Below are 22600 nucleotides of genomic sequence, written 5' to 3'. Positions count from 1 at the left end.
CAATCCCCTAGAATCAGACTATGCCGTCTTCTCTGACGCCGCTGGACGATTTCAATGCCCGCATGAGTGCGTGCGAGCGTTGCGAACGTCTGCGCGAACACTGTACTACCGTAGCAACGGTGCGCCGCAAGGCGTATGCGGATTGGGAGTATTGGGGTCGTCCCGTTCCATCGTTCGGCGATCCGAACGCGCGCGTGCTGATTCTGGGGCTCGCGCCGGGGGCGCATGGATCGAACCGCACGGGGAGGCCGTTTACGGGCGACGGGTCAGGTGACTTCCTCTACCCGGTTCTGCATGAAGCGGGTTTTGCCTCACAGCCTAAGGCCACGTCGCGGCAAGATGGTATGCGACTAACGGACGCCTGGATCTGCTCCGTGGTCCGGTGCGCGCCGCCGGGCAACAAGCCTAGTCCTGAAGAGTTGCGCAACTGCGCGCCATGGCTCGATGAAGAGATGGAGCTATTAAAGAGCCTGCGCGTGGTGGTGTGCCTGGGGAGGATTGCTTTCGACGGGCTGTTGGCGTGGGGAAAACGGACAGGGCTTCTCGACTCACGCAGTGGGTACGAGTTCGGCCACGGGGCCGAGTTCGAATGGCCAAACGGGTTCAAGGTCATCACCAGCTATCATCCGTCGTTGCAGAACACCAATACGGGCAAGCTGACGAAAGCGATGTTTCTCTCCATATTCGAACGCGCACGCGTCCTGGCGAGTTCCGGCGGCAGGAACGCCCCGCGCACCGCAAAGTCGAAATCAATCGCAAAGAGAGCGGAAGCCAAATGAGACTGATTCAGGTTGCCGATGCTGCGCGTTACCCTCGCCTGACCACTGAGGAGTTGCGGTCCGCATTCCTGGTGGATGGCCTGTTCAACCACGGCCAGATTGACCTTGCGTATATTGACCTCGACCGTACCATTGTGGGCTCCGCAGTGCCGTTAGGGCAGCCGCTCACGCTCGAGACCGACCCTGACCTGCGAGCCGGATACTTCACGGAGCGCAGGGAGATCGGCGTCCTGAATATCGGGGGCTTCGGTACGGTCCACGTAAATGGCGAGAGCTTTCCGCTCAACACGCGCGAGGCCCTGTACATCGGTCGCGGCAACGACCAGGTGAGCTTCTCAAGTCAGGACGCGGCGCAACCGGCCGAATTTTACCTGCTCAGCTATCCGGCGCACACCGCGTATCCGTTGGCTAAGATCGATGCGGCGCAGGCCGGCGCAACGGTCCTGGGCGCGCCCGAAACCGCGAATCATCGGACCATCCGCCGCCTCATCCACCTTGAGGGCGCGCGAAGCTGTCAGCTTGTGATGGGATTTACGGAACTGACCACGGGAAGCGTGTGGAACACGATGCCGCCGCACACGCACATGCGCCGCTCAGAAGTGTATCTCTACTTCAACCTGCCCGCGAATGAGCGCGTTGTACACTTGATGGGCCCCGCGCACGAGACGCGACATTTGCTTGTAGCCAACAAGCAGGTGGTCATCTCGCCGGGCTGGTCTATCCACGCGGGCGTGGGTACGGCGAGCTATTCGTTCTGCTGGGGCATGGGAGGCGAGAACCAGGTCTACAGCGACATGGACCCACTCGCGATTGCAGACCTTTTGTAAACGAGGCGACAATGGCTCTCAAAACGGTCATCCTTGCGGCCGCGGCACTGCTTGCGGCAGGAGTTTCGGCACAGACTATGAAGCTTGATCACTGGACGCCTGCGCAACTTCTTGAGCGGGCGCAGCACCTTCAGCAACAGGCCGCGCAGGGCGACGGCTCAGCCAGCGAGACGCTGGACAAGTATCCGCACCACTACACAATGCTGGCTTTTCGCAGCCGGAACGGCGGCGGCGAGTTGCACGAGAACTACGCGGATTTGTTCTACATTCTCGATGGCAAAGCAACCGTGGCGACAGGCGGATCGCTGGTCGATCGCCACACCACTGCTCCGGGAGAGGTTCGCGGATCGTCGGTGGATGGCGGCTCGCGCCAGGACGTGAAGGCCGGCGACGTGGTGCATATCCCCGCGGGAATGCCGCACCAGATGCTGATCCCCGAAGGCAGCACCGTCACGTACTTCGTCGTCAAGGTTCAGGAGAAGGAGTGAGCGGTGCGTGTGCCGCAAGATCTGGAGCGGGAGACCGGGATCGAACCGGCGACATTCAGCTTGGGAAGCTGACGTTCTACCACTGAACTACTCCCGCTCGTTCCAGCAGTCGGCTTTGCGCCTGACGTGGAAACACCAGTCTATCGCATTCGGCGGCTCGAGGCCTCCTCTGAGTACCCCGACGAGAGCAGCCAGGTTGGTGGGTCACGGGTGATTGACACAACGGCTTGTACCGCGCCATGATGGCGCAGCAGCAACGCAATGACAATTTCCAATCACTGTCCAAACTGTGGGAGCGTCATGCTCGAAGGCGCCCCCGTATGCAGTCAATGCGCCCAGACAGACTCTCGTGCCGAGATTTGCCCACCGGGTCAGTTCGAACCCGCCTTGGCCACGGAGAAAGCAGCAGCACCCTTTTCAGACATGCTCCTTGATGCCGACAGGCATCTGGAAGGGATCGGAGGCTGGCTGATCCTCATTGCCATTGGCTTGGTGGTGGGTCCATTCGTGATCCTGACAAATACCCTCCCGACCAACGTTCGCATTCTCTCGATGCCGCGGTATCAGCAGTTTTTGGAAACACATCGGGTACTGCACGGAATGATCCTTTTCGAGATCATTACCAACCTCATCTTTGTGATTGTGCTGATTGGCTTGAATTATTTGTTCTTCAAGCGAAGGCGCTCATTTCCGTCGTTCATGATCTTGTACTTCGTTTTCCAACTGCTTGTGACGATCGCCGACACGGTTGTTGCTCATTCTGTGCTGCCGTCTGTGGCCTTATCCAGTGCCAGCGGCGTCCGCCTGGCCCGATCGATCATCCCAGTTTGCATCTGGGTGCCCTATCTGCTCAGATCGAGGCGTGTGAAGGTCACGTTCGTGCGGTAACCGGCAGCGGGTTCGCCCGCTTAGAGAAATGCCCGGGTGTGACGCGGGCACTCTTCTGTTGAGTTTGCGCGGGAACTTACGGGACGAACACTTTGATGCGGACGTGCCATTTTGTGCTCTGACCGGGTTTGAGCGTGACCATGCCGGTATCCATCCCATTCCACTCCTTGCCGATAGGGTCTGCGAAGTTGAACTGGTGCTCGATGGCCGCGAAGTTCTGGGTAGGCGGGGCGTACATCTGGATGGTTTTGATCTGGGGCGATAAACCTTCGATGGCTATGCCGTATTTTGCCGCCGGGTCAATCACTTTCACCGTTGCGGTTCCGTTCTTCCAGTCGATCTTGCTCCAGTTGTCGTCATAAAAATTCTGAGCGAGAGCTTTGCCGTTGGGATCGCGCAGATCGTACTGCGTGCCGGCCACCGGCTTCAGCTTGCCGGTGGGAAAGACGTTGTCATAGTTATCCACCTCGGCAAGCTGCTCGCCAGGGATGTGAATGCGCACCTGCGTGCGGTCGCCCGAAGGGAATGCGAAGTACGGATGCCAGCCAATGGAGATGGGCTCAGCCTCGTTCCCGACGTTGTGGGCCACCACTGTGGCATCCACCGCGTCGGCGCGAAGCTCGATGGTGAAGTCGAGGTCGGTTTTCGACAGCCAGTGCCCGCTGAAGTCGCCTGCGTGGATGACACCGGTCAGTTGCTGGCCGCCGGGGATGTCGTGCGTCTTGAGATCTTCCGCTTTTGCTTTGAGGATCAGGCCGTGCATGGCGTGGCGCTCGGCGTCGGGCTTCTTTCCGATGTTGTTGGCGGGAAGGCTAAGAGTGTGACCCTGCCATTCCGTCGTCAGAGTCTTGCCATCACTGGAGAGCTTTCCGCGAATACGGTTTGGATACGGCACCAGGAATGCGGAGCCGAGCCGATAGCCTAAATCGCCGATGTCAGTGTCCTTGTCGTCCAGCATCTGCTTGGCAGTGGCTTGGTCGGGAGAGGCGAGCACATTCACTTCGCCTTTGCCCGGGAAGTTTGCCTTGATCTGCAGCAGTTCCATTCCGCGGCCCGGCAGAATGCTTACGCTGGTGAACTCCGGACGTGTGGTGTTCACCGCCTTGCGGGTGAGTGTAACGATCTTTTCGCCGCCGATTTTGGTGTCCGCCTGAGAGTGGGTGATGCTCGAGCAGGGCGCCATAACAGCAAACACAGTGAGAGCGCCAAGAGTCAGCTTCATGGTTCTCCATTTCTGATACCGGAAGTCTTTGTAAGCGTTGCCATTCTAATTCAGTGCCGATAGCGGTGAGGGGCGTTCGGCCGCACTTGGTCTCGGGGCACTCTAATTATGTGAGGGGTTCCAGTGACTCCCGCTGATCCGCACTGCCTGCCCACTCCGCGCCGACTGTTTTGCCGCGTCGAGAATCTGCATCACTTTCACGTTCGTTTCCAGTGAGCTGAGATCTTCCCTCGGGTCCAGTTTCCCGCTCAGCACCGCTACCAGATAGCTGAGCGAGTCGCGTTGGTTCTGCGACAGTTCCGGCGCAGACTCACTATGCTCACTGCGGTCGTTCTGGTGCCGGACTCGAAGGCCATTCGACTCCACAGTGATGACGTAACCATTGGCTCCGTAGACCTCCATGTCCTTGCGCCCAAATGGCCAGTTCCATGACGCCATGATCACAGCCTGCGTTTGGGGATACTGCAGGATCACCGTCGCGTCGTCGTCTACTTCGCGATAGATTCCTGGCTTGTCATGATTCAAAACAGCAGTGACGGTCTCCGGCATTTCTCCGTGCATGAGCCAGGTCGCCAGATCGACACCGTAGCATCCAAAGTCGAATAGCGCTCCTGCTCCGTTTTGTGCCGGATCCGTGAGCCATTTGAGAAACTCCGGGGGCACCCCGATCTCCTTCGGCCCCTGATGGCCGTCGTGCACAACCAGCTTGCGCAAGTCGCCTAGCTGGCGGTTTTGTAACTGGTCATACGCGGCACGGTTCGAGGCATACCAGGTGGTCTCGTAGTTAGTCAGAACGCGAATGTGGAACTTCTTCGCCACATCCTGGATGTGCAAAGCGTCCTCATACGATACGGCCAGCGGCTTCTCCACCATGACAGAGACGCCGTATTGCGCCGCAATGTCGATGGCGGGACGGTGCTCTGCGATGGATGTGTACACCAGCACAGCATCCGGCCTGCGCACCTCAATCATGTTTGCCTCGCTCTTGAAGAAGAGCGATTCGGACAGATTGTACTTCTGCTGGTACTTCTGGATCAGCCCAGAATCCGCATCCGCGATTCCAACCAATTGCACATCGGAATGACGCCCGAGCGCGGAGAGAAAGCCTTCAACATGTCCATGCTCCAGGCCGACGATGGCTACCCGCAGCGGCTGCGCAGCCCCCCCGGTGTACGAAGGGAACTGCGTGCGAGGCGACGGCGCCGTGCTCTGGGCAGGTAATACGATAGCGCCTGTAAGCAGGACGCTGGTAATGAGCAAGCTACGAACAGTGAGCATCGAGTTTTCTCCCGAATTGTCGATTGTACATGTGCCTGGGACTTCCTCTTAGAAGACGAACGCACTGCACGCAACGCGCATGTCAATGCAGAAGAACATGACTGACCCGATCGCTCTCCATTACAGCACGGTCCGCACTCCGGAGTTATTGCGCGTGACGCGGACCTGGTCCAGATGTTCGAGGAGTGGTATCGCGTGCTTGCGCGTCAGTCCGGTAAACAACTTGAATCGGCCAACGTCGAAGGTCTCTCCGCGGTGCAGTCGCAAATCGGAATAGAGCTTTGTCAGGGTGTCAGTGTGAACGAACGCATCGTCAGACCCCATCCGGACAAGTTGTTTGGAGCGGAGCAGAAAAGTGATCACCTCTCGCATCGCAGCCGGCGCACTGCCGAGACGAACGGCAACCTCACTCAACAGCGGTGGGGCCAGACCAGCTTCGGCGTAGAGCTTCTCAACGGCGTCCATCTGCCGCCGCCTGGGTTCGGGAATCTCCTCCGCGCGCCCCGCCACGCGGATGATTTCGTTCGTTCTGTGCAACTTGCCAGACGCAGTGAGCCGCTCCAAAGCCTGTTCGAGAACCGCAGCGCTCAAACCGACCTTCGACCGCACTTCGGCCCGTGACAGGCTTCCTGATTCCGCAACCACTTGCAACACGGCATCAATGGCTTGATTGAGAGGCTCGGCGGCAATCCAGCGCGATTCATTGCGATCGCCTGCACACGCCGTGACCTTTCCTGCGGACAAAAGCAAAGCGAGCCGCCCCTCCAGCACCTCAGGGGTGAATCCCGTTTCGGCAATCAGAGCCGCGGTCGATATCCCCTGGACATTGCGCCGCCAGACCCGCAGGCGCACCTTCTCGCATTCGTCAGCGGAGCGAAGCTGCTTCAGCCATTCCAGAACACTTGGTTTGCGCAAAGCAGCGGGCGGATGGGCATCGAGCACGCGCGCACCGCCGACGGTTGCCGCAGGCGAGCACTGCCGAAGGACGGCCCGGTCGCCAGGCACAAGCAGCAAAGGTTTCACCAGCCGCAGCCGCACCAGCCCTGAAGCTGCCTCCGCCGCAACTTTCTGCTCGAACAACAACACCCTGGCCAGTGTTTCCGATGTGAAGGCGTGCACTCGGATGGTCTGGCCATGCTTGAGTGGCGGAGCGTCCCGCAGCATTGAAACTTCTACATCGATCACTGTTGTTGGCGAAAGCGACTTCGGAGTTTGAAGCGTATGGCCGCGGCCAATCTCATTGACCTCGACCCCGGCGAGGTTCAGGGCAACGCGACACGGAGCCTCAGCCAACACCTCTCCCTTTCCATGCACCTGCAGGCCTCGTACGCGCAACAGACGGCCCGTTGGATGCTGCTCGAGTTGTTGCCCGACACGCAGAGAACCTGCCTGCAGCGTCCCGGTTACAACCGTGCCAAATCCGCGAATGGAAAATGCGCGGTCCAGCGGCAGACGCATCACATATTCCTTGCTGCGTTCGGGGATTTCTTCAGCCAATTCTGCCAGCGCGCTTCTCAATTCTGCAACGCCATCCCCGCGCAACGCAGATACCGGCACGATCGGCGCATCTTCAAAAACGGTGTTCTGGAGAAACTGTTTAATGCGCGCGCGAGTTTCGGCCAGGTGCTCCTGACTGACCGCGTCTATCTTTGTCAGGACCACGATACCGCGTTGTATTCCGAGCAGGCTGCAGATGGCGAGGTGCTCTACGGTCTGCGCCTTTACGCCCTCGTCGGCAGCAATCACCAGCATCACGCAATCAATGCCGCCGGTCCCCGCCAGCATGTTGCGAATAAAGGCATGGTGCCCTGGAACATCAATGAGGCTGAGGTGGAGAGTGCTGCCATGCCGATCGATCAGGTCGAGCGCGGCAAACCCCAGGTCAATGGTGATGCCGCGCTGCTTTTCTTCGGGAAGCCGGTCCGTATCTGTGCCTGTGAGTACGTACACCAGCGCGGTCTTGCCGTGATCGATATGGCCCGCAGTACCAACGATGATTTGGCGGGCGCGCCTTTCATTCGCGTTGGATTGGCGTTCCCCTTTCATGCGTCAGTTCCACCAGCGCCGTCGTGGTCAGACTGATCTGATGCAAGCGCGGTCGCGATTGTGCGCACGGTCGTCTCGTCCGCCTCGGATGGAACCGTGCGCAAATCGAGCAGCACAGCGCCCTCATGCACCCGCCCGATGACCGGCGGTTTCAGAGCGCGCAGCTTTGCAGCGAGAGCGTCAGCGTTGGACCTTGGAGGTTGCAGCGCGACAGCAAAGCTCGGCAGCGTAGCTCCGGGCGTGGTGCCTCCGCCCACGACGCTCTCAACCGGGAGCACAGTCGCGCGCACATGTGCGGAGTTCAGCGCACTTGCCCATTTGGCGCAGCGGAGGCGGATCGATTCCGGGCTGAGGCGCAGCATACCTGGAGCGGGGAGCGACTCTGCTTTTCCCGACAAGTAGGCCAGAAGCGTGGATTCGAGAGCTGCAATCGTGAGCTTGTCGACCCGAAGCGCGCGAAAGAGCGGATTCACGCGCAGTTTGCGAACGAGCGCCTGCCGCCCAACCACGAGCCCGCACTGCGGCCCGCCGAAAAGCTTGTCGCCGCTGGCGCAAACGAGAGCTGCGCCGGCCTTGATCGGGGTGAGGAACGATGACTGACGCCGAAGTCCGTACTCGTCCAGCGGCAGTATGCAACCGGTTCCCTGATCCTCCATCACCGCGACTCCCGCATCCGCGCCGAGCTGCACCAGATCGGACACGTCAGGCTGCTCCGTGAATCCGCTGATCTCGAAGTTGGATCGATGGACACGCAAGATCAGACGAGTCTCGGACGTAACCGCCGCGGCGTAATCTTCTATACGGGTTCGATTGGTCGTGCCTACCTCGACGAGACGCGCACCCGACTTCCGCAGAATATCCGGAACGCGAAAGCCGCCTCCAATCTCGACGAGCTCTCCGCGAGAGACAATTACCTCCCCGCCCTCGGCAAGCGAATTCAGAGCCAGAAAGGTTGCAGCCGCACAGTTGTTCACCACGAGCGCGGCATAGTCATGCGAGTCGCAATCTGCAACGCGCAACAGTAGCTCTTCAGCGTAAGCGCCACGATGACCTCGCGCCCCAGCTTCGAGATCGTACTCGAGATTGCAGTACCCGCGCGCGACCGCGACAACGTTCCGGATCGCATCTTCACTCAGCGGAGCGCGACCGAGATTGGTCTGCAATATGACTCCTGTAGCGTTAATGACAGGCTGCACGGCCCTGTCATTTCGAGCAACGAGCATCGCTTCCACGCGGACGGGAATGCGCTCGACCTCAAGCCTCAGTTGCTCCTGGCTCAGCGCTTGCCGCCCGATGGCATCGCGCAGTTCGGCGATGGTATGGCGCACAGCCTCCAGCACGAGTGGACGCGGATGCCGACGCAACAATTCCCGGGCCTCGGCACTCGTGAGGAACTCACCCACTTGCGGCAATTGCTGGTAGAGGCTGTTCAGGTCAATTTGCATAGCGCTTATTGCAGAATAATCCGCGGGTCTCCTTCGCCGACCTCACCAATCTCAGCAGCATTGTGCCCTGCCGCCTTCATCGCCGTCACAAGATCCTGCGCCTGCGCACCCGCAACCGAAATCAGCAGGCCGCCCGACGTCTGCGGGTCGAACAGCAAAGTGCGCACCGTTCCATCAACAGTCGTTCCATCTCTCTCGGCAACCAGGCATTCGGCATACTCCCGGTTCGCAATCAGGCCCGCAGGGATACACCCCAATGCGACGGCTGCAGCGGCGCCATCGAGCAACGGCACGTTCTGCGTGTTGATGAGAAGCTGCACGCCGCTGCCCACCGCCATCTCACGCCCGTGACCCATCAGTCCGAATCCCGTCACGTCGGTCATCGAGTGCACTTCGAACTCGCTTCCCGTAGCAATCTCCGCCGCCTCGCGGTTCAACCTCGTCATGGATGCCACAGCAGCATCAACCCACGCATCCTGAGCGCGGCCTTGCTTCAACGCAGTGGTGATAACACCGGTCCCAAGGGCCTTCGTCAGCACCAGGCGATCACCCGGCTTGGCTGTGCAGTTCTTCTTCACGCCGTCAGGATGGATGAGGCCAGTCACCGCGTAGCCGAATTTAATCTCCGCGTCGCGAACGCTGTGTCCGCCAACGACGATGCAACCGGCCTCTTCCATCACGCTGAGCCCACCACGCATAATCTGGCCAAGCAGCCGCGGATCTTCTTGTTGTGGAAAGCAGACAATGCTGAGCGCGGTGAGCGGCCGGCCGCCCATCGCGTAAATGTCGCTCAACGCGTTGGTGGCGGCAATGCGGCCAAAGGTATACGGGTCGTCGACCATGGGAGTAAAGAAATCGACTGTCTGCACCAGGGCCTGCGAGTCGTTGATGCGATATACGCCGGCATCATCCGAAGTGGAAAAGCCGACGAGCAGATTCTCGTCCTGTTGGGCCGGCAGTGAGGAAAGGACCTGATTCAAGACGCCGGGGGCAAGCTTGCTGGCGCAGCCGCCGGCCTTGACCTGTTGCGTCAAACGCACACCTGCAGTTGCGGCCGTCGCTTGCGGTGTCGTAGTGTCGGAAGGAGCGGGCATGCTCGTCATAGCTAGACTCAATAAAAAAACGTGATGTCGATGAATGGGGAAGCGCTTGGGATCCGGTGATCCTCCCGGTCTTCAAAACCGGCGGTCGTCCTTTTGGGCAACGGTGTGTTCGACTCACACGCGCTTCCGCCAACAGCGGCCTGATGCAAGCGCGTCATCACCCAATCTTAGCCTTGAAAGCCGCGCGGTTCCAGCCGGGCCTACCGACTCGGCAATCCAAACCCGCGGGTCAGTTCGCCTGCAGCAGCCTCCACCAACTCTTTGCTAGGCGAGTATTCGGGCACCATCTCCTTCAATACGTCCAGCAAGCCAGCTGTATCGGTCGTCTCCGATTTTACGCGGAGTCTCTCAATCTGGATCATCAGTTGCTCTCGGTCAAGCTGCCTTGGCACCAGAGCACGAATGCGGTCATGAGAAGTGCTCGCGCTGTCTTCCAGAAAGGATGAGAGTTCCTCGAAGAGTTTCTCTCCAGGGCGACTGCCCGTGAACACGATAGGCATGTCGCGGTGAGGCGTGTATCCCGCATCCACGATCATTCGTTCTGCCAACTCAACAATCTTGACCGGGCGGCCCATGTCGAGCACGCAGATCTGTCCGGGTTTCCCGATTGCCCCCGCCTGCAGGACGAGTTCTCCGGCTTCCGGCAGAGTCATAAAGAACCGTTCCATTGCCGGGTCTGTCACCGTAACCGGGCCGCCTCCGGCGATTTGGCGCCTGAAGATCGGAACGACACTTCCGGTTGATTCGAGAACATTACCGAAACGCACGGAGACAAACTTGGTAGATCCTCGCTGCGCTGCAAGCAGTACCAGCTCCGCAATCCGCTTGGTCACTCCCATGACGCTTGTGGGCCTCACAGCCTTGTCGGAGGAAATAAGAACGAAGTCGGTCACCTGGTGCTCTGCGGCCGCAGAAACGAGCCTGCACGTACCGAAAACATTGTTCTCCACAGCTTCAATGGGGTGGTTCTCCATCATAGGAACGTGCTTGTAAGCGGCGGCGTGATAGACGATTTGGGGGCGATGGCACAGGAACAGCTCCTGCAGCCTTTTGGAATTCTGTATAGTGCCGATCTCCGCGTAGAACGGTATCTCGGGATAATCCTTCCGCATCTGCAGTTCAAGTTCAAACAGCGGCGACTCCGCAATATCGAAGCCCACAATGGCCGCAGGATGGAAGTGCGCAATCTGGCGGCACAATTCCGACCCGATGGAGCCAGCGGCTCCGGTCACCAAAACGACGCGTCCGCGGAGGCTCTGGCGGAGGGGTTCTTCATCAAGCGACAGAGGAGTGCGCCGCAACAGATCGCCCCCGAACGTGCCGGCGATGCAATCAACCTTGCTGTCGGACGACGGCGCAGTTCGAGACGGATACAGCGGCGCAGTTGCCAGATCAGAAGTTTGCAACTCACTTGCATCGGCGGCGCTTCGGACTGCATTGATGACGCGCAGCTGGTCTGGAAGTGAGAGGCTGCTCGAGCTGGGCAGGCAAATGCCCTTCTGGAATAAATCCTCGGCCACCAAGCCGCCAAAGCGAGCGCAATTCGCGTAGAGCGGCTGCAGATGCATGGGCTTCCACACGGGCCTCGACTCGATGGCGGCCGCATCGAGCTTGCGCATCAGCTCATCGCGTGAACATCCGAAGCGCGACTCATCAATCAGGAAACAGCTCAGCCAGTTGGTATGCAGCCCGTGGCGGCTCTGCGGCATCAGGCCGATCCCCGGCAGATCCGCAAACGCATCGCGATAGAGAAACGCAATGCCGCGGCGCTGTTCAATCCGGAGATCGAGCACCTCCACTTGCCCGCGCCCGATTCCGGCAAGCACGTTGCTCAAGCGATAGTTGTAGCCCAGTTCCGAATGTGCATAGGCCAGCCCGGGATCACGCGCTTGCTGCGACCAGAAACGTGCCTTCTCGACCCATTCCTGGTTGGCCGAGACAAGCATCCCACCGCCGGCAGTCGTGATGATCTTGTTGCCGTTGAAAGAGAGCACGCCCACATCGCCCATCGTTCCCGCGGGCCTTCCCTTGTACGTGGCGCCCAGCGCCTGCGCGGCGTCTTCGAGAATCGGAACGTCGTAGCGCGCGCAAAGCTCGCGGATCGAATCCATATCGGCGCACTGACCGTAAAGATGAACGACAATTACGGCGCGGGGCAGCTTGCCCTCGCCGGCGCGCGCCCGGAGTGCTTCCTCGAGCACATTCGGATCAAGGTTCCATGTGTCTCGTTCGCTGTCCAGAAACGCCGGTTCGGCGCCCAGATAACGGATTGGATTACAAGTGCCGACGAAGGTAAGAGTGGGGCAAAACACTTCGTCGCCTGGTTGCACACCCAGCACGCGAAGCCCTAAATGAATGGCGGCTGTGCCGCTCGACAGCGCGACTGAATGCACTCCAAGGCGCGAATCCATGGCCTGCTCGAAGGACTCGAGATTCGGGCCAACCGTCGAAATCCAGTTGGTCTCGAAGGCGCGGGCGACGAATGCCTGCTCACCGCCGCCCATGTGTGGAACCGAAAGCAGAATCCGTTGGGGCATCAGTCACTATCTTCTGCGATAAAAGCAGAAAAGGCTCCCACACGGGAGCCTTTTCGATTGAGATCACTTTGGCGCCATAGTCAGCCCATAGGGTCATTTCTATGGCGGGGACGACGGGGCTCGAACCCGCGACCTCTGCCGTGACAGTACAGAGGCGGGCAGTAACCTATTGAAACTACGCGTCACGGATGGCTTCTTTTGGCGCTCTGAGATACCCCCGGTAACCGTTATTGGACCCTTATCGGACCCCCGACCTCTGCCCTGTAGACTTCTGCCTTTTGATCGAAAACGGGCGACTCAAATGCTGGGCAGAGAAACCGGGCTGGTCGCTCGCGTTGAATCCTACGCAGGTATTTTTGCGATTCCTCCACCCAATCCGGCGCTTGATCCAGTCACCACTGTACGTCGGCCAGCTGAGGACAAATTTATGGAGAGGGTTCCAGACTTTCAAACAGTTAAACGTCAGTTTTTATGAAGTCCGTCGCGTAGCTGAGATCTTTCCATTTTCTCCCCAGCTCGATCTTTGCCAGATCGTTTGCTTCCGCCGCGTTGAATGCGTCGATTCCAAGGACGATGCGTAACGGTGGCTGCTCAACCGAGGCAAGCTTCAACAATGCCGCTGCAGCCCTGGCCGGGTCGCCGGGTTGCCTTCCGTCGTAGTCGCGCTGGAAGCGTGCTGTCTTACCCACCGTCGCAGCGTATTCGGGACGCCCTTCCCGCAGCTCGGTTGACGCCCCTGCGAAGTCCGTCCGGAAACCACCAGGTTCGACGATGGTGACCTTGACGCCGAGGGGTCCTACTTCTTTCGCGAGCGTCTCGGAAAAACCCTCCACGCCCCATTTAGCGGCTGCATACGGTGCACGGCCAATGGGTCCGATGCGACCTGCGATGGAAGTCACCTGGATGATGTGGCCTGAACCCTGCTCCCGAAAGTAAGGCAGCACGGCCTTGGTGAGAATAATCACTCCGAAGAGATTCGTTTCAATTTGCGTGCGAAACTCCTCGAGCGTGGTGTCCTCAATAGGAGCAACATTTCCGTAGCCAGCGTTATTGACCAGGACATCCAGTTTTCCGAAAGTCCGAATCGTAGCCTGCACGGCCTCACGTGCCTGCGTTTCACTGGTCACATTGAGAGAGAGCGGCAACACCAGATCGCCATATTTATCCTTCAACTCCACTAAGTCTTTGGCGTTGCGAGCAGTCGCGACCACCTGGCGACCGGATGCGAGCGCCGCTTCAGCAAATGCCCTTCCAAGTCCACGCGAACTACCTGTGATGAGCCAAACCTGTGACATCGTTCCTCCAATTTGTTGCGCCACTGCATTCTTGCAGCTTGTCTTGCTCAACGTCTACGCGAAGCGCTCGCCCACCATCTCTTCGCTCTTCTTCCAGAGAGCCTTTGCGTTCTCGGGGTCGAGCGCATAGCCGCGCACACCTTCGTCAAGCAGGCCGAGCCTTGCATCATCTGCTACGACGTCACTCACGTGGCAGTTCTCGCAATACCTTGCTCCTACCTCTTCTGCCGGCGCGATGACCGCTGCCCACACTGAGGTGGCGGCTCCGTGGGGAACGGTTTTGAACTGGAAGGGATCTTTGCCCTCTGCTGCGGCCTCTTCATTGATCTGTTTGACCATCTGACCCATTTGCGCCGGGTCCATGTGGCGGGCAAGCTCGGTCTGTATGCCTCCTGGATGTACGGCCGCTGCGCGGACCCTGCGCTCACGATGCCGTTGATCAAAAGCAACTGCGAAGAGGATGTTTGCGGTCTTCGACCGCCCGTAAGCCAAGAAGGGTTCGTACGGCGTGGTCTCAAAGTTGGGATCGTTCAGGTCGACATTGCTGAAACGGTGCCCTGAGGAAGCAAGGTTGACCAGGCGTCCGCCGTCCTCGATCAGTTTCGCGATACGGTTCACAAAGACGAAGTGGCCCAAGTGATTGGTCCCGAATTGTGTTTCGAAACCATCCTCTGTCTTCCCGAGCGGAGTCGCCATGACGCCGGCATTGGCGATGATCACATCGAACAAGCGGCCATCGGCAACCAGCTTGTCCGCAGCAGCGCGCACACTCTTCAAGCTCGCAAGATCGAGCTCAGTCAACTCGAAACTCGCTCCATTCGCCGCCGCGGCTTTGCTAACTTCCGCGGTTGCCCGCTTCGCCTTCTCCAGATCGCGCGCCGCCCCCACAACATTCGCGCCATGCGCCACGAGCGCACGCGCCGTTTCTACGCCGAGACCGGCCGAAACGCCCGTCACCAGAATCCGTTTACCCTTCAGATCGATGCCCGCAAGGACATCTTCCGTCGTTGACTTCGCTCCAAACTTTGTCGCCATGCTGCACTCTCCTGTCAAACTTGTTTGACACCGGCCTCATTCAGGAAATAAAACGGAATGGGCCTCCGTTATTCGATAAGATTACCGGAGGGGTACTCCGGTTTCAGAAAGTTCCATGAAAAAATCAGCCACCCCAAAACCCGCCCGCAAGCCTCGCTCTGACGCCCAGCGCAATCGGGAGCGCATCCTGGAAGTCGCGAAGCAAGTCTTCACCCGTCGCGGCGCCGATGCCAGCATGGGCGAGATCGCGAGGCGTGCGAAGATCGGACCCGGTACGCTCTACCGCCACTTCGCGACACGCGACGACTTGCTGGCGGCGGTCTACATCACCGAAGTGGAGAAGCTGGCGGCAGCGCAGAAACAATTATCCGCCGAACTCCCCCCAATCGAAGCCCTGCGAGCATGGCTATTGGTCTTCATTGACTACATCGCCGCGAAAAAGATCATCGCGCCGGCATTGAACGCAATGGCCGGCGGCCCTTCGCGCGTGTTTCAGCAGACCACGCAGGTGATGGAAGAAGCTGCCCACGCTCTCGCCAGCCGCGCTACAGCGAGCGGTGATCTCCGCCCGGACGTCGATCCCATAGACCTGATGCGTGCAATCTACGGTCTCTCCACCGCCGGCAGTGCGGACGACTGGCCCGCAAAGGCGCGGAAATTTGTCGATATTCTCTTACTGGGCTCCCGTCCTCGATAAGCGCTCTTGCGGGGGATCATCCCGCTCCAGATCGCGGCTCCCGTAATCGAAATCGTGCAGTCATGACGCAGAATCTGTTGACCTCTGAGACAGACGCCGATGTTAAGCGTTTCGTTGGATGAATTCCCGACACATAGGGCGACTGTCTCCGGCTGCCCGTTGCGTAGGAGACGCGGTCAAGCAGCAGTTGCAGGCGCGTAGATCGACCGTTGCTTAGCTTTGGGGGATTATAGTGCCAGATAGTCAAAGGCTCGATTAGATTAGAGACTTCGAAGCGCCGTCATGAAGTTGTCGATCTTGCGGTTTGACGAAGCTTTGCCGGATTTAAGGTTGCTCTCAATGCACAATCCGGAGAAGAAGGACAGCACCATTTCGGCGATAGCGAGAGCAGCCATCGCGGGCTTTTCGGCTTCGATGTTCATGGCGAGAAGGCGTTGCAAGAGCGCTCGATTCTCCGTTACGACCCCATAAGCCTCATCCGGAAGAATAGCGAACTCCCGCATAGAATTGACCGAAAAACACCCCTGCTGTTCCCCCTTGTTAAGAGGACCATGCTTAAGAAAGGCCTCGACGTTCTTCCAGCCCAGAGGCTCTCTGGTGAGAAATCCTCTCTTCTCCTGGCTCTCAACGTAGTGCCGCAGGCACTCTACAAAGAGATCCTCTTTGTCTCGGAACTCGGTGTACAGCCCCGACTTGTTCACGCCTGTGGCTCGCTCCAGTTCCTGGAGGCTCGTGTCCGCAAACCCGTGCTTCCAGAAGACGGGCATCGCCTTTTCCAGCACTTCCTCTCGGCTAAAGTTCTTCGGGCGCCCCATAGACACATTATCCGATAAAGAACCAAATAGTTCAATATCTCTGCATCCTAGTCACATCCTCATCATCGTATAGAACTGAATGGTTCATAACCGACCGACAGGGTCGAGCAAGATCGCAGCCGAATGGGCTTTGTGAGTTGTTGCGAGGAAAAGCAAAGGAGATCTATGTCTAAGTTAACCAACAAAGTAGCACTCGTTACCGGCGGTTCCCGGGGCATTGGCGCAGCGATTGCTAGGCGTCTGGCCGCAGATGGAGCAAGCGTAGCCATTACGTATGCAAAGGACGCGAGCGCGGCCTCCTCCATAGTCAAAGCGATTGAGCTCGATGGCGGAAAGGCCATCGCGATCCAAGCGGATGCTGCCAATGTTGAAGCGGTCAAGAGTGCGGTCGAAAAAGCCGTGGCGACTCTCGGCCGACTTGATGTGCTCGTGAACAATGCCGGCACCGCCATTCCGAAACCGTTCGAGGAGGCGACGCAGGAGGAGATGGATCGCGTCGTGGACATCAATATCCGCGGCGTATTCGCGACCACGCACGCGGCGCTGAAGCATATGAATGATGGTGGTCGCATCATTATGGTTGGTTCGGCCGTTGGAGAACGTGCCGTTGCGCCAGGGCTTGTGCCCTATGCGGCGACGAAGGGCGCGGTAAAGATGTTTACCCAGGCACTGTCCAGGGAGGTCGGGAGCCGGGGCATTACGGTCAACAACGTCCAGCCGGGTCCCATCGACACCGATTTGAATCCCGCCTCGGGTGATTGGGCGGTGCCACAGAAGGCCGCAACTGCGCTCGACCGCTACGGTCGTGTTGAGGAGATCGCCGCGATGGTGGCGTTTGTCGCCGGTCCGGAGTCCTCGTACATCACAGGGGCGAATCTTACCGTGGATGGCGGAATGAACGCCTGAACCAACGCGTACTTAGTCAATGGGCTTTGACAGATGGGTCCGTGCAGACCCGGTTGGGTGCTGACCACCTAAAGGGGGTCGGTTCTCGTTCGACTCGAGATGCCGCACTCGCCTCAGCCGTTGGCTGACTGAGAAGAGAGAAAACAATGACCACACTTCAAAACAAAACGGCGCTCGTGACCGGTGCATCAAGAGGAATCGGGCGCGCTACTGCCTTGGCGCTTGCCGAGGCCGGGGCGCATGTTCTGGTTCACTACGGCCGCTCCGCGAAGGAAGCTGAATCTCTGGTCGCTGTGATTCAAGCCAAGGGCGGACACGCAAGTGCGATTGCGGCTGACCTGGGAACTTCGGATGGAGCAGGATTTCTTGCCGAAAGAGTGCGCTCGATTGTCGGTGATCGGTTGGATGTGCTCGTCCTTAATGCTGGAATCAGCAAAGCAGCACGTATAGCGGATTACACCCTTGAGGAGTTTGACAGCCTCTTTGCGACAAACGTCCGAGGCCCATTCTTCTTGGTACAGCAACTCCTGCCCATTCTAGGTGAAGGCTCAAGCATTGTTGCTATCTCCTCTGCCGCAGCTCGTACAGTGCCGGGAACGCCAGGATTGGAAAATCCTTCGATTTTTGCTTACGCCTCAACAAAAGGGGCGCTTGAGACGTTGGTCAAACATTGGGCCGCCATACTTGGGCCGAGCGGTATACGCGTAAACGCTGTCGCTCCGGGTGTCATCGACACGGATATGTCGAACTTCACGAAGACAGCAGCGGGGCGCGAGATCGCGCTGGGAATGCAGGCGTTGAAACGGCTTGGCAAACCCGAAGATGTTGCCGACGTAGTCGCTTTCGTGGCCTCCGATGCGGCGCGCTGGATCACGGGCGCAAGTATTCCCGTCGATGGCGGTTCGAAACTCTAACAGGCAACGTGAGGAACGCAATGATTAACACTTCGATCAAAAGTAAAGAGATCAAGATACCTGGCCCTGACCATCCCATCACGATCTCTCCAGCTGAGGGCAAGGTTCGTGTCACGGTCGCTGGCAGGATTGTCGCTGAATCGACAAGAGCACTTCAGTTGGAGGAGAAGGGATACCCGCCCGTCTACTATGTGCCGCGCGAGGATGCGGACATGTCGCTCCTCGTTCGGACAACGCACTACACCTATTGTCCATATAAAGGCGATTGCTCTTTCTACAGCATTCCGATCGGCGGAGCGAATTCAGACAATTCCGTTTGGACATACGAAGGACCGTATGAGGCAGTTGCCAGCATCGGAGGATATCTCGCGTTTTATCCCACTCGGGTCGATGCAATCGCATTGGCTTCTTAAGCACATTGATCGAACAATGCAGGAGTTCATGTGATGTCAAATCAGCCGTTGTTCATACCCTATCGGATGGGAGACCTCGACCTCCCCAACCGCATCGTCATGGCGCCGCTCACTCGGATGCGCGCGCAATCGCACGACCATGTGCCCACGACCTTGCAGGCGGAGTACTACGCACAGCGTGCTTCCGCTGGGCTGATCATCGCCGAGGCCACCGCGATTAGCCCGGAGGGATTTGGCTGGGCCGATACGCCAGGTCTGTGGACGTTGGAGCAGGGTTCGCGGATGGCGACGCGTCACGGATGCCGTCCATGCGGCCAGCGGCCGCATCATCGCACAACTCTGGCACACCGGCGCGATCTCGCATCCAGAACTACTGGACGGAGCGCAGCCCGTCTCCGCATCGAACGTCGATCCAGACCAGATCTCAGTCACGCAGACGGGAAGGAAGCCCACGGTAGCACCGCGGCCTCTGACGAAGCAGGAGATTGAGGTCACGGTTGCGGACTTCGCGCGAGCTGCTCGAAACGCGATGGAAGCCGGCTTCGACGGTGTCCAGATTCTCGCCAACTATCTCTATCTGATCTCGCAGTTTCTGAATGCCAACACCAACCTGCGCCAAGACGAGTATGGCGGAAGTCTGGAAAATCGCTCCCGCTTTCTCTTCGAAGTAGTCGAGTCGGTCCTGGGCGAGGTAGATGCACAGCGGGTTGGATTCAAGATCAGCCCGATGCATGAAGGCGGCGCATTTCAAGCCAACAACGAAACCCTGCCCGTCACCGAATACGCAATTCGGAAGTTGAGCACTTACAATCTTTCGCACTTGTTGCTCATGGGGAATACCACCGACTTTTCCGGTACTCCACTTGAGAAATTGGCAGACGATGGCATGTTCCGGCATTTCCGTCCTCTCTACAAAGGCACACTGATCGCGAACGTAAAGATGGACCGTGATCGCGGGAATCGCCTTATCGCGGAAGGCTTTGCGGATCTGGTGGCGTTCGGCCGCCCGTACATCGCAAATCCTGACCTGGTCGAAAGGTTTGCGGAGGATGATGCTCCCCTTGCTGAGGTGGACTGGGAGACCGTGTACGGCTCTGGGGAACGCGGTTATTCAGACTACCCCGCCTATCAACTATCACAATTGACACGGAGCTGAACATGCCAGAGACAACATCGAAACAGAACAAGGCAATTGTTCTCGAAGCCTTCGACACTCTCTTCAACAAACGTGACTACTCGGCAGCAGAACGCTTCTGGTCTCCGAAGTACATTCAGCACAGCGCACACATCGCGCCAGGACGCGAAGGACTGTTTGCACCGGTCCGTTCGGCGCCTGATACGTTGCGCTACGAGAACCAACTCATCGTCGCAGAGGGTGATTACGTTATAGCGCACGGCCGCTTCTCTGGGATGGGAAGGCCCGCGGCCTGGATTGCGGCCGACGTTGTCCGATTCGAAGACGGTCTCCTCACCGAGCACTGGGATGTATTGCAAGACGAAGCCACACAGAAAGAATCTGTCAGCGGCCTTCCCATGTTCGGTGACACGTTCCCGTCATAAGGGATCGACATCCACATGTTGGGAACAACTGAGAACAACGAAGACGGAGGACGACTGCCGATGACCGGACCTAAGAAGCTGCAAGGAAAAGTGGCAATCATTACCGGTGGCACTACAGGGATTGGGCTGGCCACTGCAAAGCTCTTCGTTAAGGAAGGGGCTTACGTATTCATCACCGGGCGGACAACGTCGATGACGTGAGCGCTGCAGGCGTTCCGGTCGCTTATCTCACCGCATGGTTGACCGGGTAGGGACTAGAACGAATCGTTGACTGAGGGTTCTCCCGTCAACATTGGTCCCGAATCTCTAGCCTCAGACCGAGGTTGTCAGATTGTGAGAACGACTCTGCCGAAGGGACGACCCTCTACGAGGTAACGGATAGCATCAGCCGGTATTAGGCAAAGATCTTCCTTCCGTACGGCAATCCACTCGCGGTAGGTTCCGTCCTCAAAAGCACCATAGACACCCCAGAACCGCTTCTGCCAGAGAAAAGGTCTTAACCACGATCGGTTTGATCGCACCGGACAGAAGTAGAGAGGCAATGGCCTTCCACCACGCCCGCTCCTTCGTTGCCCAGGACTAGCGGCACCTCCGGGATGTGAAAGTTGCCGGAGAGAATCGTATAGTCGAGCGGCGTGACTCCGGCCGCCGTGATTCGCACGAGCACTTTCCCGTCTGCGACCGTTGGTCTTGGAAGTTCTACGAGCCTAAACGCTTCGTAACCGGGAAATTGCTCTGCTCTCATCGCACGCATATTGATTCTCCCTTTTCCCGTATCACTCCTGGCCTGTGCCGCTAGCCCGCTACCCGGAAATTGTTAAGCTGATCGAGACCGGCAGTTGGTCGCGAATCACCGCTTATATTTGAGCTAGGCCGCCATCGACGAACAGTTCGATACCCGTTATGTAGCTGCTATCGTCGGAGGCCAGGAACAAAACAGCCTTCGCGATTTCATCCGCGGTGCCGGGACGACCCAGGGGAATGTTGCCAATCGAACTCGCTACAAACTGATCGACCTGTTCCTCCGTCATCCCGAGCGCGGTGTTGTAACCCGGCGTAGGAACGATGCCCGGACTGATTGCGTTCACACGGATCTTGCGTTCCTTCAGGTCTACGGACCAGGTGCGCGCAAACGAGCGGACCGCCGCCTTGGTCGCGCTGTAGACGCTGAAAGCGGGGCTGCCAGTGATGGAGACCATAGATGCATTCAGTACGATCGATCCGCCCGGCTGCAGCAACGGGAGCGCCTTCTGCACAGTAAACAGCGTTCCCCTCACGTTCACGTCAAACTGCTTGTCAAAATGTTCTTCGCTGACTTGTTCGAACGGAGCAAACGCGCCGGTGCCGGCGTTGGCAAAAACGATGTCAAGCTTGCCCTTCTTGTCCTTTACCACCGCATACAGCTTGTCGAGGTCGGCCAACTTTGAGACGTCGCTCTGTACGCCTGTCACGTTTCGCCCAATCTCGCTGACTGCGGTGTCCAGTTCGCTTTGCCGCCGTCCGGTGATGAACACGTAGGCGCCTTCATCGACAAACCGTTTTGCTGTCGCGAGACCAAGCCCGCTGCTTCCTCCGGTAATCACGGCAATCTTTCCTGCGAGCTTTTGCTGCATATAGACACTCCCTCCGGCCGGGTTGCGGTCATCCTTATTAAGATGAGATGGCGTAAACCAAGTTGCATAATTCTTTAGCGATCACTAAATAATTTGATATAGTGATCCAATGGCAGGGACTAAATCGCCAAAACGTATGGGCCGCCCACGCAGCTTTAATGAAGAAAAGGCTCTGGATCGTGCCATGCACGTCTTTTGGCGCAAGGGCTTTGAAGGCGCCTCCTTGAACGACCTCACGGCTGCCATGGGAATCCAACCAGCAAGCCTGTATCAGGCGTTTGGAAATAAGCGCGCACTCTTTGAAAAGGCTCTGGCGCGATATCTAGCGGGCCCCGTTGCTTTCGTGCATGATGCTCTCGGGGAACCGACGGCCTATGCCGTTGCCGATCGCACTCTGCGCCGGACGGCCGAGTTTCTGACTGAGAGGCGATCGCGGCACGGATGTATGACTATCCAAGCTGCCCTAGCCGGTGGCGTCGAGAGCGAACCCATCCGTAAAAAACTCATCGCTCTAAGGGTGAAGGGGCAGAACGACTTGCGCCAACGGTTTGAACGAGCCAAATCCGAAGGTGATCTTCCGAGCCACGCGGATGCCGCTGATCTTGCCAGTTTTGTCACCGCCGTCTATCAGGGCATGACAGTGCAGGCAATCAACGGCGCAAGCCGCGAAGATTTACTTCGCCTTTCTGACACGGCTTTGCGGATATGGCCAAAATAAGTGCAGGCACCGCTAAGCAGA

General features: G+C 58.4%; 22 protein-coding genes, 2 tRNA genes and 2 pseudogenes. 14 read left to right on the top strand and 12 right to left on the bottom strand.

Annotated features, from left to right (window positions below):
* Positions 1-20: 20 nt before the first annotated feature.
* The 3 genes from VGL22_RS01615 to VGL22_RS01605 are packed head-to-tail and all read left to right on the top strand — an operon-like array spanning position 21 to position 2094.
* On the top strand, positions 21-779 hold the full coding sequence (locus VGL22_RS01615) for a uracil-DNA glycosylase (RefSeq protein WP_465265122.1): 759 nt from the start codon (positions 21-23) through the stop codon (positions 777-779).
* Positions 776-1606 (top strand): 5-dehydro-4-deoxy-D-glucuronate isomerase, encoded by an 831-nt coding sequence (gene kduI / locus VGL22_RS01610; protein WP_465265121.1) that lies wholly within the window; start codon positions 776-778, stop codon positions 1604-1606. The genes VGL22_RS01615 and kduI overlap by 4 nt, the downstream gene beginning before the upstream one ends.
* 11 nt (positions 1607-1617) lie before the next feature.
* Entirely contained in the window at positions 1618-2094 is a 477-nt protein-coding gene (locus VGL22_RS01605) for a cupin domain-containing protein (RefSeq protein WP_465265120.1), read from the top strand.
* 22 nt (positions 2095-2116) lie between these two features.
* On the opposite strand, the gene VGL22_RS01600 is transcribed toward VGL22_RS01605, so the two are convergent.
* Positions 2117-2191 (bottom strand) — tRNA-Gly (locus VGL22_RS01600).
* A gap of 290 nt (positions 2192-2481) precedes the next feature.
* Here VGL22_RS01600 and VGL22_RS01595 point away from each other — a divergent pair.
* Positions 2482-2982 (top strand): DUF2569 domain-containing protein, encoded by a 501-nt coding sequence (locus VGL22_RS01595; protein WP_465265119.1) that lies wholly within the window; start codon positions 2482-2484, stop codon positions 2980-2982.
* Positions 2983-3058: 76 nt separating this feature from the next.
* Here the strand turns inward: VGL22_RS01595 and VGL22_RS01590 are convergent, their stop codons facing one another.
* From VGL22_RS01590 to selD, 5 genes are all read right to left on the bottom strand, one after another.
* Complete coding sequence (locus tag VGL22_RS01590) at positions 3059-4204, bottom strand: aldose epimerase family protein (protein WP_465265118.1); 1146 nt, start codon at positions 4202-4204, stop codon at positions 3059-3061.
* Positions 4205-4306: 102 nt separating this feature from the next.
* On the bottom strand, positions 4307-5482 hold the full coding sequence (locus tag VGL22_RS01585) for a Gfo/Idh/MocA family protein (RefSeq protein WP_465265117.1): 1176 nt from the start codon (positions 5480-5482) through the stop codon (positions 4307-4309).
* Positions 5483-5602: 120 nt separating this feature from the next.
* Positions 5603-7528 (bottom strand): selenocysteine-specific translation elongation factor, encoded by a 1926-nt coding sequence (gene selB, locus VGL22_RS01580; RefSeq protein ID WP_465265116.1) that lies wholly within the window; start codon positions 7526-7528, stop codon positions 5603-5605.
* On the bottom strand, positions 7525-8973 hold the full coding sequence (gene selA, locus VGL22_RS01575; RefSeq protein ID WP_465265115.1) for an L-seryl-tRNA(Sec) selenium transferase: 1449 nt from the start codon (positions 8971-8973) through the stop codon (positions 7525-7527). Before selA ends, selB begins: the two co-directional genes overlap by 4 nt.
* Before the next feature lie 5 nt (positions 8974-8978).
* Entirely contained in the window at positions 8979-10067 is a 1089-nt protein-coding gene (selD, locus tag VGL22_RS01570) for a selenide, water dikinase SelD (RefSeq protein WP_465265147.1), read from the bottom strand.
* A 47-nt stretch (positions 10068-10114) separates the two neighbouring features.
* On the opposite strand from selD, the gene VGL22_RS01565 reads away from it, so the two are divergent.
* Positions 10115-10208, top strand: a tRNA-Sec gene (locus VGL22_RS01565).
* Between the two features lie 68 nt (positions 10209-10276).
* On the opposite strand, the gene VGL22_RS01560 is transcribed toward VGL22_RS01565, so the two are convergent.
* From VGL22_RS01560 to VGL22_RS01550, 3 genes are all read right to left on the bottom strand, one after another.
* Positions 10277-12613, bottom strand: a complete 2337-nt coding sequence (locus VGL22_RS01560; RefSeq protein ID WP_465265114.1) for an aminotransferase class I/II-fold pyridoxal phosphate-dependent enzyme — start codon at positions 12611-12613, stop codon at positions 10277-10279.
* A gap of 455 nt (positions 12614-13068) precedes the next feature.
* The gene (locus VGL22_RS01555; RefSeq protein WP_465265113.1) at positions 13069-13959 is read right to left on the bottom strand and encodes an SDR family NAD(P)-dependent oxidoreductase; all 891 of its coding nucleotides are present in this window, start codon (positions 13957-13959) and stop codon (positions 13069-13071) included.
* A gap of 3 nt (positions 13960-13962) precedes the next feature.
* Positions 13963-14943: an SDR family NAD(P)-dependent oxidoreductase gene (locus tag VGL22_RS01550; protein WP_465265112.1), complete on the bottom strand. Its 981-nt coding sequence runs from the start codon at positions 14941-14943 to the stop codon at positions 13963-13965.
* 115 nt (positions 14944-15058) lie between these two features.
* On the opposite strand from VGL22_RS01550, the gene VGL22_RS01545 reads away from it, so the two are divergent.
* Complete coding sequence (locus VGL22_RS01545; RefSeq protein WP_465265111.1) at positions 15059-15640, top strand: TetR/AcrR family transcriptional regulator; 582 nt, start codon at positions 15059-15061, stop codon at positions 15638-15640.
* 260 nt (positions 15641-15900) lie between these two features.
* Here VGL22_RS01545 and VGL22_RS01540 read toward each other — a convergent pair whose 3' ends face one another.
* The gene (locus VGL22_RS01540; RefSeq protein ID WP_465265110.1) at positions 15901-16455 is read right to left on the bottom strand and encodes a TetR/AcrR family transcriptional regulator; all 555 of its coding nucleotides are present in this window, start codon (positions 16453-16455) and stop codon (positions 15901-15903) included.
* A 165-nt stretch (positions 16456-16620) separates the two neighbouring features.
* Here VGL22_RS01540 and VGL22_RS01535 point away from each other — a divergent pair, with 165 nt between their 5' ends.
* The 7 genes and pseudogenes from VGL22_RS01535 to VGL22_RS01505 form a co-directional block, all read left to right on the top strand.
* Entirely contained in the window at positions 16621-17361 is a 741-nt protein-coding gene (locus VGL22_RS01535; protein ID WP_465265109.1) for an SDR family NAD(P)-dependent oxidoreductase, read from the top strand.
* Positions 17362-17507: 146 nt separating this feature from the next.
* Positions 17508-18275 (top strand): SDR family NAD(P)-dependent oxidoreductase, encoded by a 768-nt coding sequence (locus VGL22_RS01530; protein WP_465265108.1) that lies wholly within the window; start codon positions 17508-17510, stop codon positions 18273-18275.
* Positions 18276-18295: 20 nt separating this feature from the next.
* Positions 18296-18688 carry a DUF427 domain-containing protein gene (locus VGL22_RS01525; RefSeq protein WP_465265107.1) on the top strand — a complete coding sequence of 131 codons (393 nt, stop codon included), beginning with the start codon at positions 18296-18298 and terminating at the stop codon, positions 18686-18688.
* A gap of 33 nt (positions 18689-18721) precedes the next feature.
* A pseudogene (locus tag VGL22_RS01520) lies at positions 18722-18949 on the top strand (oxidoreductase); the annotation flags it as partial.
* Complete coding sequence (locus VGL22_RS01515) at positions 18921-19844, top strand: oxidoreductase (RefSeq protein ID WP_465265106.1); 924 nt, start codon at positions 18921-18923, stop codon at positions 19842-19844. The pseudogene VGL22_RS01520 and the gene VGL22_RS01515, both read left to right, overlap by 29 nt.
* A 2-nt stretch (positions 19845-19846) precedes the next feature.
* Positions 19847-20248, top strand: a complete 402-nt coding sequence (locus VGL22_RS01510; protein WP_465265105.1) for a nuclear transport factor 2 family protein — start codon at positions 19847-19849, stop codon at positions 20246-20248.
* Between the two features lie 60 nt (positions 20249-20308).
* Positions 20309-20431 (top strand): annotated as a pseudogene (locus VGL22_RS01505) (SDR family NAD(P)-dependent oxidoreductase); the annotation flags it as partial.
* Between the two features lie 313 nt (positions 20432-20744).
* On the opposite strand, the gene VGL22_RS01500 reads toward VGL22_RS01505, so the two are convergent.
* Both VGL22_RS01500 and VGL22_RS01495 read right to left on the bottom strand, forming a co-directional pair.
* Positions 20745-20909 carry an alcohol dehydrogenase catalytic domain-containing protein gene (locus VGL22_RS01500; RefSeq protein ID WP_465265104.1) on the bottom strand — a complete coding sequence of 55 codons (165 nt, stop codon included), beginning with the start codon at positions 20907-20909 and terminating at the stop codon, positions 20745-20747.
* A gap of 196 nt (positions 20910-21105) precedes the next feature.
* The gene (locus VGL22_RS01495) at positions 21106-21861 is read right to left on the bottom strand and encodes a glucose 1-dehydrogenase (RefSeq protein ID WP_465265103.1); all 756 of its coding nucleotides are present in this window, start codon (positions 21859-21861) and stop codon (positions 21106-21108) included.
* Between the two features lie 109 nt (positions 21862-21970).
* Between VGL22_RS01495 and VGL22_RS01490 the strand changes: the two genes are divergently transcribed.
* A complete protein-coding gene (locus tag VGL22_RS01490; protein WP_465265102.1) occupies positions 21971-22579 on the top strand; it encodes a TetR/AcrR family transcriptional regulator in 609 nt (202 codons plus the stop codon).
* Positions 22580-22600 lie beyond the last annotated feature (21 nt).

Source organism: Occallatibacter sp., assembly GCF_036502485.1.
Lineage (GTDB): Bacteria > Acidobacteriota > Terriglobia > Terriglobales > Acidobacteriaceae > Telmatobacter.
The sequence above is the reverse complement of the archived record's forward strand: the minus strand, read 5'-3'. Positions and strand labels throughout refer to the sequence as shown.